Source organism: Brevibacterium linens ATCC 9172 (assembly GCF_900169165.1).
Taxonomy (GTDB): domain Bacteria; phylum Actinomycetota; class Actinomycetes; order Actinomycetales; family Brevibacteriaceae; genus Brevibacterium; species Brevibacterium linens.
Genome location: NZ_FXYY01000020.1, coordinates 14,512 through 29,126 on the forward strand (window position 1 = coordinate 14,512; position 14,615 = coordinate 29,126).

The 14,615-nt window shown below is 58.6% G+C and carries 7 protein-coding genes and 2 pseudogenes; 5 read left to right on the forward strand and 4 right to left on the reverse strand.

Features of this window, described 5'->3' with window-relative positions; translation table 11 throughout:
* Positions 1 to 68 precede the first annotated feature (68 nt).
* Positions 69 to 401, reverse strand: a pseudogene (locus tag BLIN9172_RS18965) (IS1634 family transposase); the annotation flags it as partial.
* Positions 402 to 703: 302 nt separating this feature from the next.
* Here BLIN9172_RS18965 and BLIN9172_RS13705 point away from each other — a divergent pair.
* A complete protein-coding gene (locus BLIN9172_RS13705) occupies positions 704 to 2,446 on the forward strand; it encodes a glycosyltransferase (protein ID WP_170286923.1) in 1,743 nt (580 codons plus the stop codon).
* 157 nt (positions 2,447 to 2,603) lie between these two features.
* On the opposite strand, the pseudogene BLIN9172_RS18970 reads toward BLIN9172_RS13705, so the two are convergent.
* Positions 2,604 to 2,954: pseudogene (locus BLIN9172_RS18970) on the reverse strand (IS1634 family transposase); the annotation flags it as partial.
* Between the two features lie 557 nt (positions 2,955 to 3,511).
* On the opposite strand from BLIN9172_RS18970, the gene istA reads away from it, so the two are divergent.
* Together istA and BLIN9172_RS13720 are read left to right on the forward strand one after the other, a co-directional pair.
* Positions 3,512 to 5,095 (forward strand): IS21 family transposase, encoded by a 1,584-nt coding sequence (istA, locus tag BLIN9172_RS13715; RefSeq protein WP_101555551.1) that lies wholly within the window; start codon positions 3,512 to 3,514, stop codon positions 5,093 to 5,095.
* A complete protein-coding gene (locus BLIN9172_RS13720) occupies positions 5,092 to 5,841 on the forward strand; it encodes an ATP-binding protein (RefSeq protein WP_101555552.1) in 750 nt (249 codons plus the stop codon). Before istA ends, BLIN9172_RS13720 begins: the two co-directional genes overlap by 4 nt.
* A 309-nt stretch (positions 5,842 to 6,150) precedes the next feature.
* Here the strand turns inward: BLIN9172_RS13720 and BLIN9172_RS13725 are convergent, their stop codons facing one another.
* Both BLIN9172_RS13725 and BLIN9172_RS13730 read right to left on the reverse strand, forming a co-directional pair.
* The gene (locus BLIN9172_RS13725; protein ID WP_145997970.1) at positions 6,151 to 9,669 is read right to left on the reverse strand and encodes a CDP-glycerol glycerophosphotransferase family protein; all 3,519 of its coding nucleotides are present in this window, start codon (positions 9,667 to 9,669) and stop codon (positions 6,151 to 6,153) included.
* A 105-nt stretch (positions 9,670 to 9,774) separates the two neighbouring features.
* A complete protein-coding gene (locus BLIN9172_RS13730) occupies positions 9,775 to 11,793 on the reverse strand; it encodes a CDP-glycerol glycerophosphotransferase family protein (protein WP_170286921.1) in 2,019 nt (672 codons plus the stop codon).
* Between the two features lie 246 nt (positions 11,794 to 12,039).
* Between BLIN9172_RS13730 and BLIN9172_RS13735 the strand changes: the two genes are divergently transcribed.
* Positions 12,040 to 13,071 (forward strand): TetR/AcrR family transcriptional regulator, encoded by a 1,032-nt coding sequence (locus BLIN9172_RS13735; RefSeq protein ID WP_240812159.1) that lies wholly within the window; start codon positions 12,040 to 12,042, stop codon positions 13,069 to 13,071.
* Positions 13,068 to 14,615, forward strand: coding sequence for an ABC transporter substrate-binding protein (locus BLIN9172_RS13740; protein WP_101555555.1), 1,548 nt, complete (start codon positions 13,068 to 13,070; stop codon positions 14,613 to 14,615). Before BLIN9172_RS13735 ends, BLIN9172_RS13740 begins: the two co-directional genes overlap by 4 nt.

Sequence of the window (14,615 nt, forward strand, 5' to 3'; positions counted from 1 at the left end):
GGTTGGAGAGGTTGGCATAACCCACGAGGTGGGTTGCGCGACCGTCATCGCTCCTGAGTTGCTTTACTTTAGTATCCCGGCTCTGGCCCGAAGTTTTCGACGTTTTCGATCAGTTGCGTGGCCGACGGCGGGAGTTCGGGTGGGAACACGAGCTCGTGTCCATCGATCTCGCCCACGAACTCACGAAGAGGCCGCAGCGTGGTGAGGATCTTCTTCAATGACATCCCCGTCGCTTCCTGCATGGACCTCGATATGCCAATGCCGTGAACACAACTGTCAGGTGCGCCTCGATCACGAGTGCGATGAAAGATCGGACGGGCTCGAAGGTCAGTATTCCGAAAAGACTGCTGGACATGCCACAGGTCGTGATACGAACCAACGACGTCGGTCGCCGACATCGTTGCGAATCTTCTGCCAGTACCGTCAGGTGGCGCTGCCGTAATCCTCGGTTATAGTTCGATTATGAGGCGAGGACACGACACAGGGCGCATTCGGATGATGCGGCGATATAACGAAAGCATCACAGGCGCGTGGGATACTTCAGTTCTCGGCAACCACACGAGTAGTCTTGATGATCATGCTCGGTTCCTCGCAACGACACCCCCTCACCCCGCGCATCCGGCGTCGGTTTCCCCACAAAGGACTCCTTCCGGAAGGCCGCCACTACGCTTTGACATGGGGTATTGCGTATGAATTCGGCGGAATGACGACTGTCGTTCTGGACAGAAGTTCAGCGTTTGCGCGCCAAGACAACCGGCGGGTCGAGATCCTGACGTTGAGCCCGGAAATGAAAACACAGGACCGGGACAAGGAGCTGCACACAGAGAAGCGAATTGATCGGCGGGTGAAGATCCGCAACCTGTGGAAAGACCTCACGGCGTGCCCGGATCGGAAGTTGCGGCGAATGGTCGGCACGCTCGACGTCGAGGAATGTGCGATCGACGACGCAATGCCTCGGGTCGAGGACGGTTGGTCTGAGTACCGTAGAACAGACGCCGGAGTCCTGTTGCAAGTCGACCGCTATCACGACCGTGGCCACCTACTCGTCATAGATAGACTGGACATGGGCAAGCGGGGGAAACGCAGCGGTCGACGGATCACACTGTTCGATCGGGCGCAGAACGTTATCGGCCAGTGGCCGACCGCTCGAGCGTTCTATCATGCATGGCTTGACGTTGTCTTCGATGAGAAGCCGACCTACCTCATATCGGACTCTTCGTTCACCGGGGCGCTTATCCACGACTACCGTCGGGACAACGTGATTCTGTGCCAGGTGATGCACAACCCGTTCCTGCAAAATCCACGGGACCATATCCACGGTGAGCTGTCTCGGGGGAAGTCGGAGTTCCTCAAACATCTCGATTCGTTTGACCTCGTGACCACGCTGACCGATCAGCAGCAGGTAGACATGACGAATGCTGGGCTTTCGGCGGGCCGGTTACGAACTGTCTCGAATCTCACCGATGACCTGCACGGAGATCCGACGGCTCCTCGTGACCGTCGCTGTGGTGCCATGATCGCTCGGCTCGCCGAGCAGAAACGTGTCGAGGATGCAGTACGAGCAATCGGCACAGCCGTTTCCAGCGACCCAGGTATCCGTCTCGACGTGTATGGCGACGGCACTGACCGACCAATGCTTGAGCGCCTCGTTGACGATCTCGGAGTGGAACGCTCTGTGATCCTCCACGGTCACACGCCGGGAGCAAAGCAGAACTTCCACACAGCCTCGTTCAGCCTCCTCACGAGCCGCTTCGAGGGGCAGGGTCTCGTGATCCTGGAAAGCATGTCTGCAGGATGCATTCCGATCGCCTATGACATTGCCTACGGCCCGGGTGACATCATCGAGGATGGAGTCAACGGGTTCCTTGTCCCTCCCGGTGACACGGAGGCTTGTGCAGCTACGATCCTGCGTACCGTGGCCATGAGCGACGGCGAGGTCGAGAAGATGCGGCGCGCTGCTATCGCTCGAGCCGCTGACTTTTTTGAGCGGCCCATCGTCCAGAGGTGGGGTGAAGTCCTCGCAGAGAAAACCTTCGACCCGATCATCAAGCTGGATAACCCGCACGCGACCATCTCCTCAGCATCTGTCAGAGACGACTCGATAGTCCTGGACATTCAGGTGCCGGGAATTGGGGACGACATCCCTGAAAGCGTGTTCGTGTCGTGGAGCTCCCGGGCCGGTGCCTTCTTCGGTAGAGTCCACGCAACGCTCGAAGGGCACAAAGTGCACGCGACGATTCCCACCTCTCGTCTCACAACCATCCCACCAGGACTCGTCGATATCTCTATCGACTTTGTCCACGGACGTAGCTTCAACCGTGCGCGCCTCGCAAGCGACAATTCGGCAATCACGAACGAATCCGAATCGGTGAGCTTGTACACAACGGCTCATGGAAACCTCAGTGCACGGATCCACGCTGCGTCGGGGAGCCCGCGCAGGGCGTAGGAACGACGAAAGGCCCCGACCCCACCGTGAGGTGAGGCCGGGGCCAATTTCATTCGCGAGCTCAGGCGTCGAGTGCTGCTCGGACTGCCGAGTCTTTAGACTCGAGCAGTTTGCGCAGAGCAGTCGACTTATCTGGACCGTCCTGAGTCGCTCTACTTTAGTGTCCCGGCTCTGGCCCGAAGTTTTCGACGTTTTCGATCAGTTGCGTGGCCGACGGCGGGAGTTCGGGTGGGAACACGAGCTCGTGTCCATCGATCTCGCCCACGAACTCACGAAGAGGCCGCAGCGTGGTGAGGATCTTCTTCAATGACATCCCCGTCGCTTCCTGCATGGACCTCGATATGCCAATGCCGTGAACACAACTGTCAGGTGCGCCTCGATCACGAGTGCGATGAAAGATCGGACGGGCTCGAAGGTCAGTATTCCGAAAAGACTGCTGGACATGCCACAGGTCGTGATACGAACCAACGACGTCGTTCGCCGACATCACGTCAGCGGCGATGTTCGTCGATGCCCAAAATCGGCCCAGGTGAAGCAAGTCAGATTGCGCGACCGTCAAAGCTCGGTGCGAATCGACGGGCGAAGTCTGAAGAAGCTTGGGACAACTGCGCGGAGCTGCCGTGGTCTTTCAGCGAGGGTACCGCCGCGAACAGTTCGAGCTGAGTCTTTAGCAGAGGACCTGATACATCCTTCTTGTGGTGGAAATGGAAACCTCGGAGGCTGTCTTCGCAATTTTTTGAGATCGTATGCGTGGCGCAAACATAGAGGAAAACAGACTCGAATCACTAAACTTAGCGCACCCAACCGGGAAGCTTCGCTGGCTTAGCGGAACTCCGCCTGTTGCGGAGCACCCTGAGCCTGTGACCTCTTCGGCTGTTGATTCTCGCGTTTGCACTGATCTGTGAATATTCGGCTTCTTGGGCGCCACTGCGCTCGTCTTTGAGCGCCACCTGTCTTGGGTGTCGACCGGCGTCGTGAGCGCCCCCGAATATTCGACTTCAGCGCCACCTGTTTCTAGGCTCCTTCTACCGCGTGGCCACTCACGCGGTAGAAGGAGCAAAACGAATGGTACGCAAAATCAAAGCGAAGTTGGTGCTTCGCCTCCGATCTGAAGGACTCTCTCGCCGCCAGATTGCCGCTCAGGGCATGTCGAGACATTCCGTCGACGCCGTCATCGCTGCCGCTGACGCCGTGGGGCTGTCCTACGACGAGGCAGCCGGGATGCCGGATGCCGATGTCTACGCTCGACTGTTTCCTGGCCGTGGCCAGCATGAGAGTGTCTACGCCCAACCTGATTGGAGTGAAGTCCACCGCGAACTCGCGCGCGTCGGGGTCACGCTGAAACTATTGCATAGCGAGTACCGTGACGCCTGCGCCACCACAGACTCGCCGGCGATGGGCTATGACCGCTTCTGCAAGACCTACCAGCACCATGTGCTCGTTTCCGGCCTGGCCTCTCGAGTCGGACACAAGGCCGGCCAAAGCGTCGAAGTCGACTGGTCGGGCAAAACGATGACGCTTACCGACCCGGTCGCGGGGACGCACACGAAAGTCTTTCTCTTCGTCGGTTGCCTGCCGTTCTCGCGCTACGCGTTTGTTGAACCGGCCCTGGATATGAAGCAGGACACCTGGCTGCGGGCGCATATAGCGATGTTCGACTGGTTCGGCGGCAGCGTGCCCCGGATCGTGCCCGACAACCTCAAGACCGGCGTGATCTCCCATCCTCGGGAAGGAGAGATCATCCTCAATGATGCCTATCGTGAGCTGGCTGCACACTATTCGGCAGCCGTCCTGCCGGGCCGAGTCAGGAAACCCAAGGACAAGGCCAGTGTTGAAAACACGGTCGGCAATATCGCCACCCAGGTCATCGCGGCACTGCGCGGACAGACCTTTCGAACACTGCCTCAGCTACGTGAGGCGATCTATGAACGAATGCGGGCCTACAACGCCCAACCGTTTCAGAAACGCCCTGGATCACGGGCATCGGTCTTCGACGCCGAGGAACGGCCCCTGCTGCGGCCGTTGCCGGCGGTTGCTTATGAGATCAGCCGCTGGATCTATGGGAGGAAAGTCCGCAAAGACGGGCACGTGGTGTTCGAGAAGAACTTCTACTCCGTGCCCTATGCGCATGTCGGTTCCAGCGTCGACTTACGGATCACGGAAACGACAGTCGAGATCTTCGACGGGCACACGCGGCTTTCGAGTCACCTGCTTCCGATGGCAGGAGTCATCAACACCCATCACACACACGATGGCGACCTGCCCCATGGTGAGAGGTATCAACAATGGGACGGGCCTCGCGTGCGGGAATGGGCAGCTCGTATCGGACAAGACACGACGACGGTGATCAACCGGATCTTCGAGTCCGTGCCCGTTGAGGAACAGGGACTGAACGCGGCACTAGCAGTGCTGCGCCTGTCGCGCCGCTTCTCTCCTAAACGAGTCGAAGCCGCCGCTGGTATCGCGTTATCGGGTCGGATTCGATCACCACGGTATGCGCATTTGCGGCCGATTCTCGACAGTGGGCAAGACACGCCTTCCAGCAAGCGCAGACGAAGCCCTGAACCGTCCGGGCTGCCCGCTGCTGGACCAACGCCCACGGTCGGTTTCGTTCGTGGGCCAGACTACTACGCAGGAGGACAACGATGACTCGTCTCGATGACGAAACGAAACGGAAACTGCGTGAAATGGGGTCAACAAGCCTGCTGAGCGCACTCGATGCCCAAGACGACGCTCTCACCCTGGGAATGCCATTCGAAGAGCGCATCCAGCTCGCTGTCGATGACGCTCATGCTGCGTTCACCCATGCGAAAGTCGAGGGGCTCATCCGCCGGGCTGGACTGCGATATCCCGATGCGGATCTGCGTCGGATCGCGCTGATCGACCAGCGCGGCCTCGACCGTGACGTCATCGCTCAACTCGGAACCGCCTCGTTCATCACCCGGCAGCAAAACGTTGTGTTCCAGGGGTTCACCGGGTCTGGCAAGTCGTATCTGGGGTCGGCGCTGGCGAAGCAGGCCTGTCAGCATCGCTACCGTGCCTACTACATTCGCATGCCCGATCTTGAAGAATCGTGGGCCACTGCGCAGGACAAGCCGGGCGGCCGGGAGAAATGGTTACGCAAATACTCGGCGTTCACGCTGTTAGTCATCGATGAATGGTTGCTCGACGAACCCGATGACGATGTCCGTTCGATGCTGCTCGAGCTCCTTGAACGTCGTTACGATACGACATCGACGGTGTTCTGCACCCAGTATGCGAAGAAAGACTGGCATCAACGACTCGGGTCCGGTGTCCACGCGGATGCGATCATGGATCGTATCGTTCACAACACGATCTGGATCACGACCGGGGAGATGAACATGCGCGAACACATCAGTACAGCCACGCAGTGACCAATTGTCGGTGAGCGTCGGGTGACGGCCTGGCGCTCACCGCCACGACCCGGTGGCGCTGAAAGGCAATATCGGGTGGCGCTCAACCACAATAGTCAGTGGCGCTCACACCACCGAATACTCAGATCTGCGAGATGCACCCCAATCGTTCGCTACATCTTCTACGGATAGGCACTGCCAATGCAGGCGGCGATTCCGGACCATGCCGTTCTGCTAATCGGACAGACTGGGAGTAGCCCGAATCGAGCGCTCCGGCGATGGGCTAGCACTGACGAACCGGAAGTCGTGCTCTTTGATGTGGAAGCTGGACTATTTGTCTGTCTGTTCTGTGAAGAACACCTCGTCTACGACGCGACTTGCGGCACGGCCGTCGTCGTGAGGCGCATACTCTGCGGCGAACGCTGAGGAACGTGCGCTGAGCTCTGGCGACTGCCGGTCCAAGGTCGTGAGTGTGTCCCACAATTCGCTCTGGCTCGTCACGATGGGCCCAGGAAGGTCGGCCTCATAGTCGAGGTAGAAGCCTCTCAGCTGGTCCCGGTATTTCTCGAGGTCGTAAGCGTAGAAGATGATTGGTCGCTGCAGAATGGAATAGTCGAAGAACACCGATGAGTAGTCGGTGATCAGTGCGTTACTGACGAGATACAATTCGTTGATGTCATCGTGTGCTGAGACATTGCGAATCACATCGGTGAGGTGGTCAGGGATGGTGATTTTGCTCCTGACAACGACGTGCATCCGCAGCAGGAGAACATAATCGTCTCCGAATTCGGCGGCGAAAGACTCGAGATCGAACGGCAGGGTAAAGGCAAACCGATTCCCCGAGATGTTCTGATCGTCGCGAAATGTCGGTGCGTAGAGAAGAACCTTCTTCCCTTCAGGGAGGTCCAGCTTCAGTCGGACCTCTTCTCGTAGCTCTTGCAAATTAGGGCTGCTCAGCACATCGTTGCGCGGATAGCCCTTCTCGATGATGGCCGCATCGTGTCGGAAAGCCGTCGAGAACGCCGCTGTCGCGTATGGCGACGGGGACAGAAGATAGGACCATTGAGCGCTCGCCTGGGTCACTCTGTCCAGATAGCCGGCATCTCGTCCCTCGATCCTGTCGAGATCGTGCTGCATTCGCTTCAGAGGAGTACCATGCCAGGTCTGGAGGTAGACACCATTCTTCCGGCGCGTGATGTAGTAGGGGAAGTTCTGGTTGTTCACCCAGTGTTTCGCACGAGCTAGGTACCAGAAGTACTGAGGCGACAGGCGTTTGACGACGAGAGTGTGAGGATCGACGGTCGGGAGCTTCTTGTCGTAGACCCACACCTTGGTTCGCCCGTCGCCACGTCGAACGAGTTCTTCGTAGATCTTCCGCGGACTGTCAGCGAACTGCCGACCCAACCCGGATTCGAACACGATGACATCGTCGAGCATCGGAAGCTTCTTCGCGGCCGAGAACATCCGCTTCATCGCAGGGAAGTAGTGCTTGCTGCGGCGTAGTCGTTTCTGAAGCAGCTGCACGGGTTCCGAATGTGTGACGTTGTCGAGCGTGCTTCTCGGCGACGCAGTGAGAATAGCTTGGACGATTCGTTCTCTGTTGTTCTGGTCCCGGAACGGGTAGAGCAAGTCGGCTCGCGCGAAGTACTCAGAAAAGGATTGCTCGCCGGCTGTAATCAGGCGTTCGAGCTGACGGAGCAACCCGTTACGAGACCAACACACCGGTCCGGGCAGCTCACGTTCAAGGTCGAAGTGCGACCCGGACTTTCCGAAGAATCGCGTACGATCGAATTGGAAGTAGAGTAGCGGCTTATGCAGAAAACTGAAGTCGAGTCCCGCGCTCGAATAGTCTGTGATCATAATGCCGCTCTGCTTGATCAGCGTCTGAACATTTACTTCGCCTTGGACGAAGATCCGAGCCGGGGAGTCCGAGAACTTCTCGATATGGTGCCGCATGTTCGGGTGGAGGCCGAAGACAATATCGAGATCAAATCTTCTGCACAGGTCGAGCAGTTCGGGGCTGTTGAGGAACTCGTGCCATTCTTCGAAGAACTTAGTCTCTTCGAAGGAATCTGTCGTAGTCAGCCAGTCTCTCCAAGTCGGGAGAATCAGCACCTGGTTGGGTCGAACTCGGACATCATCGTCGAATAGCGCGTCGAATCGCGACAGGCCGGTGACTTCGACTTCAGCAGGGGAATAACCGAAGTCTTCGACGATCATCTTCTTTTCCCGTTCAGAGCTGGTCAAGAACAGGTCCGTTGCAAACCCGGATGCGTCTTTGCCGTAAGTCTGAGTCATCCACTTCATGCCCATGACTCCGTGTTGCAGGAACACTTCAAGCCCTCTGCATGCCTTGACGAACTCTTTGCGCCGAGTCGGGTAGATGTAATCGGGATGGTGCGAGCCGATGATCCTGCTGGCGGCTAGTGACAACAGAACATGTTCTTCAGACCTGTGCCGAACGACATGTTCTTCATATCCGACAAGGTTGGAAAGCTCTGGAGCTTCGAGGTCGATGACGTACCGAGCGTCGATCTCCGGATGATTGTCGATGAGATACTTAAATAGAGACAGTCCGGTGTCTTGTGCTTTAAAGGGCATTTCCCCTACCAGCCAGACAGGCCGATCGGAGAAGGCCTGTCGTGCAATGCTCCGGAACTTTCTCGGTCGACTGATCGCACCGTCAATGAGCTCCAATGCGCGACGGTCGAAATACTCCACTTGAAACGAGATGTTCTTCGCCTTCATGGTGAAATAGGGGACTACCGACACTGCTGATTCGCCGACCGCAGCAGTCCCCGGCGCGGCTTTTCGTCTCACGAGGTATCGGTTCTTTCCGACGCGCACACGGTGGCGTTCAGCTCTACCTGCCATCGCGGCGGTCAACCATGTATCGAAGATGTCGTCGGCGCGTCCGTCAAGAGCGAGGAACTCGGAGAGTGGAAGTTCCGCTGTGAACCAGTACCGATTGAGGCCGAACCTCTGTTCGGTCTCCTCCTGGTTAAAAGTCAATGTTGCCGGAACCGTGATGACGTGTTCGGCCGTCCGCGCGGCCAGCTGAAGCTGGAGCTCGCTGATCGAGGAGTGACGGGTATAGATGCGGCCGTTCAGGAGCACTCGGCGCGAGTCGCCGACAGTCACCTCATCAACGTGAACGCGCATGAATGGGCGCAGATCATTATTGACTGCGACGGCGATGTTTCCCTTCTTGGTGACATATGGAGTCACCGTGTTGCCGTCAATCTCCACGGGTGTGAAGGTCGGAATCTCGGTATGGTGAAAGCGACCAAGCGGGACAAGGCCATGGACGACTGCCGGGTATTCGGCTTCGCTCCGCTTTGCCCCTTCGGCCGCAGGTTCTTGGCCGCAGCCGTTCGCCACGGCCTGTTGCCGGGCCGTCTCGGAGATCGCGTCTACTGGCCCGGTTACCTCCAGGTAGAACGTCATCCGTCCCTTGTTCTCGTCTGTATGGCGCAAGTCCTCTGACGAGCGAGAGTATTCAGCGACAAGGAGAGAGCTCACTTCGGCGAGTTCAATGGCAAGAACTGCTGCGCCTGCGCCGATATCCTGCGCTGCAGAATTCAGGACGTACCATTCGCCAGTGTCGAGGAACACCCACACGTTGACGATCGACAATTTGTCCGAGACAGTAACATCGGCGGTGAGCTTAGTCTTGTGCTGTTCCATTCGAAGGGTTTTTTTGGACGCCGCGGTTGAAGCAGTGCCGTTGTCACCAGTGGCTCTGGCTGGGAAGAGAAGCTCTTTGAGATCGATACTCACTGCGGTAGTCAGTGCTCCTTGTGGATCGTTGTTCAGTCGACGCTGAGAACGTCTGGGCTTGTTTGCCATGCGCAAGTCTAATCAGACGAGACTGTCCGAATGCGTGTCTTCATTTGCTGCAGGAATCCTCGGAGCTCCGAACTGACGGGTCTCTGGGATTCTCCGATGCTCAGGTCAACGGGCGAGCCCTCGACGTGCAATTCGACTAATTGACGAGTGCAGTCTTCCGGATGAAGGATCGACTGGTGTTCCGTTCGAATCTCCTGACGGTCGTCGGGTCGGAAGAAGCGCGGCAATCATTCCGGCCCGGGCGCTCTCTGCGTCTTCGCCGAATTCCGGAGATACAATCTCCGTCTGGAGCGGAAAATCGATGAGACGGTCGAAAAGCAATTCCGAACCGATGTGTGCCTCCACGCCGACAGCGTCAAAAGCACGCAGACGGTTGTTGATCCAGCGATCGTCCTCAGCCTCCCCGATATAGGCATGCCGCACATTGCGGTGAGTTAGTTCCCGCAGATTGAGGTTCGCCTGTTCGAACTGCAGGTGCAGATCGGGGTTCAGCGACGTGAAGACCTCTTCTGTCTCTGACGCCGACCGACCGATGTAGACCCGCAGCGTGGTCAGCTCTCGGAGCTTCTCGTACGTGCGATGATTGCCCGCCAGCAACGCCACGGAATGGGACTTGTTCAAGCGTTCCAGCGACGGCAGCCATTCGATGATCAGGTTGATGTCGTGCGGTCCAGCCATCGTGGAGACGAGGATCTCCGCCCCCCTTACAGTCATCGCGGAATCCGAGGAATTGATGAAGTGTGAATCCACGCGAGACTGCGCAGCCATGTTGGCGATTCCAGTCGCCGCGAAGTCAAAGCTACGTCCAATGAACGTGAGGCCTCTGGATGCCGACTTCAGCACGGACGGTCGTTGTCGGACAGTGGTCCCTCCTTTCGGCCGACCATTGAGCTGCTCACCCACGGGATCAGCGACTTTGACCGCCCGATCGCGTTCTTCGATGACCTGTTCCACGGCGTGAACGAAACGAGCAAGCGAAGCACCAGGAGTACGGTCGCCATAGTAAAAGTCGGCCCATTCAGACAATCTCTCGCGTTCCTCGTCGTCATTGAGGAGCGTCTCGAGCATTTCTGCTGTGTGCTTCGCCTCGTCGGCCGACAGCAACGGCATTTGCGGGATGAAACCGACGTCGGGCATGACGGCTTCGGGCTCCTGCGGAAGAGTGACGATCAATGGTTTCGCCGTAGTCAGCCAGTCATAGGCGACTGCTGAAATGTCGGTGATCATCGCGTCCGCCGCGTCGAGTTGCCAGCCGAATGGAGTGTCGTCGATAAAGTGCGGTCCGCCCTCGCCTGCATTGGCGCGAGTGATGAGACCGCGGATCTTCCTGTCGGCTTCGACAAACTCATCCTCAAGGACGCCTGTGCGAGGATGCGGACGGTAGACCACCCGAAATCGATCGTCGCTGAGGAGGGATGAGACGATCTCTACACCATGAGAGGCTACCGATCCGTACCTCATGGTGAGTCGCCCGCCCTCCCACGTGGGGGAGTAGAGGACTGTAATTCGGTCGCGACAATCTTCCAATGGGGAACGGTGCTTGATGTCGATCTGCGGTCGCCCGATGGCAATGGTTCGGGCATCGACATCATAGTTTCTCACATGCGCGCGAAGACGTTCACGTGAGGCGTCTCCAGCGACGAAGAAGTAATTGAAGATTTTTACCCAATTGGATGCCATATAGATTTTGTCGGACTCGCCGTGGCAGATGAAGACGTGTTCCGCCGAAGTGAGACCGAGAATCCTATAGTTGGCGTAGTTCTGATTCGGGTAGAGGATGACCTTCGGTTTGAGTTCGTCTTCGACTTCGCTCAAGTCTGAGTAGCTGGGAGTGAGCACGACTTTGAGGCCCGTCTCTTGAGCGACGAGCTCGGCAGTCGACGGCTGATAGCAGAGAATCGCGACCGTATGGGTCTTCGCCAGATGTTCGAGAGGGCCATACCACTGTCTGATTTGGTACATGTTGACAGGTTCGCCCGGAAAATTCAGGAGGACGTCGACCTCTCCTTCGGGGATCGGTCGATACTGCGCGAGAGCCCGCAACTGGGCCCGATGGCGAACCGTTTCGACAGATCTGCCCATCTTCTGGGCAATTCTGCTGATCAGATTCAGTGCTTCTGGCACATGCAACATTGATGTTTACCGCAAATTTCCCTAATGGTCATCATTTCCTTGCTTCCGAGTGTAGTCGTGATGGGTCGCGGCAAAGGAATCGTGTGGCGTGCGTCTTGTACTTCAGCAAAGCGCTCTGTCTCGATAGGGATGACGCCACGTAACCGAACCCGGTGAACGGCACAAGTGGAGTCAAGAAAACTCATCAATACTCCAGCAAACATTGCCAAAATCGCAACTTGTGTGCAGACTGTATGAGTGGTCGCGACGAGCAGAGATGCAGAGACCAGCGAGACGTCGCTGGAGACCCGAGTCCGTGATGCCATCAGAACAGCTGGAATCAACCACAGTGAAGTCGCCCGCAGGATCGGACTCGACGCCAGCAAACTCTCCAAATCTCTGGCCGGGACACGGAAGTTCAGGGTCGAAGAGATCTCGCTCATCGCCGAACTCACCGAGGTCACCACGGACTGGCTCACGACCGGGAGAACGACACGGCCGCCTCGGCGAAGCATCGTCGCTGACCTTCCAGCTGGGCCCGCTGATCCGGGTGATGATCACACCACCGGTTCGTTACCGGCGGCCGAGACGCCGCCGCGGACATCGGTGCCCGACTGGATGTCGAAGGGCACTCGCAATCGGCTGAAGATCATCGCGGCCGCCTGGCGGCTCTATGCCGATCTCGGCATCGACAAGGTCCGCACCGAGGATGTCGCGGACGCGGCCGGGGTGAGCGCCTCGGCGGTGAACTACCACTTCCGGACGAAAGGCCAGCTGCTGCAGTCAGCCCTACGGCACTCCCTCGATGTCATCGCCGAGACCCGCCACCTCAACGACTCCTACGACCCCATCGGCGTACTCCGCCACTTCGCACGCATCCATGCCGGAGTCGACCCGAAGATCCGAAGAGTGTGGTCGATCTGGCTCCAGTGCTGGGCCCGTGCGGCCACCGACGAAAGCGCCCGCGCGAACCTCACCGCCGTCTACGGCGAATGGATGGACATGATCACCACCGTCATCGACGGCGGCCAACGATCCGGCAGGATCCGCTCCGGCGATACCGCACTCATGGTCAAATCCCTGTCGATCTTCATCGACGGCCTCGGCGTGGCCCGCACCACCGAACACATGCCCATCACCGATGACGAAGCGCTGACCATGCTCGAGAACTACCTCGCCGCCCACGTCCTCAGCGACGATACGCACTCCTTTGGCAGTCCAATCCCGAAGTCAGACCGGGTCGCCTCAGGCAGCCGGCCCGAACCGACGTCCCAGGAAGAAGGCACATGAACACACCGAACCGAAGACAAGCGCTGGGGGCAGGCCTTGCCGTCGCCGGCGTCGCGGGCTTGAGCGCCTGCGGCGGCGGGGAAGTCGGCGCCGCCGACGCCGGAGACCCCGTCAAGGGCGGAAGCCTGCGGGTCGGCGTCACCGGCGGCAACTCCGCGGACACCATCGACGCCCACATCCCCGTCAACAACGGTGACATCGCGAGAACCGTCAACCTCTACAACGCCCTCTACGGTTGGGACGACGACTCCCAGGTCGTACCGCTGCTGGCCGAATCGATCAAAGCCAACTCCGACTCCACCGTGTGGACGTGCACGCTGAAGGAGGGCATCAAGTTCTCCGATGGCAAACCGATCACCTCCGAAGACGTCGTCTTCACCTTCGAGCGGATCAACGACCCCGGCGACCCGAAGACCGCGGCCGCGAACTTCTCCATGCTCGAGAAGGTCGTCGCTAAGGACGATCGCACCGTCGAATTCCGGCTGAACGAACCCAACGGTCTGTTCCAGGACGCCGTCGCCGAATACACCGCCGCCATCGTCCCCGTCGGCTACGATCCGGAGAACCCGGTGTGCTCGGGACCGTTCAAACTCAAATCCTTCACCGCTGCCCAGTCGACCGTGCTTGTGCCCAACGAGCACTACTTCGACTTCGACAAGATGTACCTCGACGAGGTGGAGGTGCTGAACTTCAACGACGACGACGCTCTCATCAACGCCCTCCTGTCCACCCAGGTCGATGCGATCGCCGGCATCCCGCTGGCCCTCGTCGAAGTCATCGCCGCCGATGAGCGCATGTCCATCCTCAACTCGAAGACCGGCATGTGGCTGCCCTTCACCATGCGAGTGGACAAGAAGCCCTTCGACGACGTCAGGGTTCGACAGGCCTTCCGGCTCGTCGTCGACCGCGAACAGATGATCGAACAGGTGCTCTCCGGCTACGGAACCCTGGGCAACGACATGTTCGGGCCCTTGAGTGAGAACTACCCGAAGTTCCCGCAGCGCAAACAGGATCTGGACAAAGCGAAGAAGCTCCTCGCCGAGGCGGGTTATCCTGACGGACTCGACGTCGAGCTCGTCACTGCTCCCATCCAATCCGGAGCCGTCGAAGCCGCCCAGGTCTTCGCCCAGCAAGCCGCCGACGCCGGAATCAGGGTCAAGATCCGCAAAGTCGATGCCACCACGTTCTTCGGCGACGGATACCTCCAATGGGATTTCGCCCAGGACTTCTGGTACACCCGCGACTTCATGCCGCAGGTCATCTCCTGTTCCCTGTCCGAATCGCCCTTCAACGAAACCCACTGGGACGACCCGCAGTTCAACAAGGTCTTCGACAAGGCCCGCGCGATTCCGGAGGCTGAGAAGCGCCGGGACCTGGAGCACGAGCTGCAGAAGATGCTCTACGACGAAGGCGGATACATCGTGTGGGGCTTCGCCAACCAGGTCGACGCCTTCCAGAAATACGTCGGAGGGCTCGTCCCCAACTCCACAGGACGTCCGCTGAGCGGTTGGAGATTCGACCGCGTGTGGATTGGAAAGGTGTGA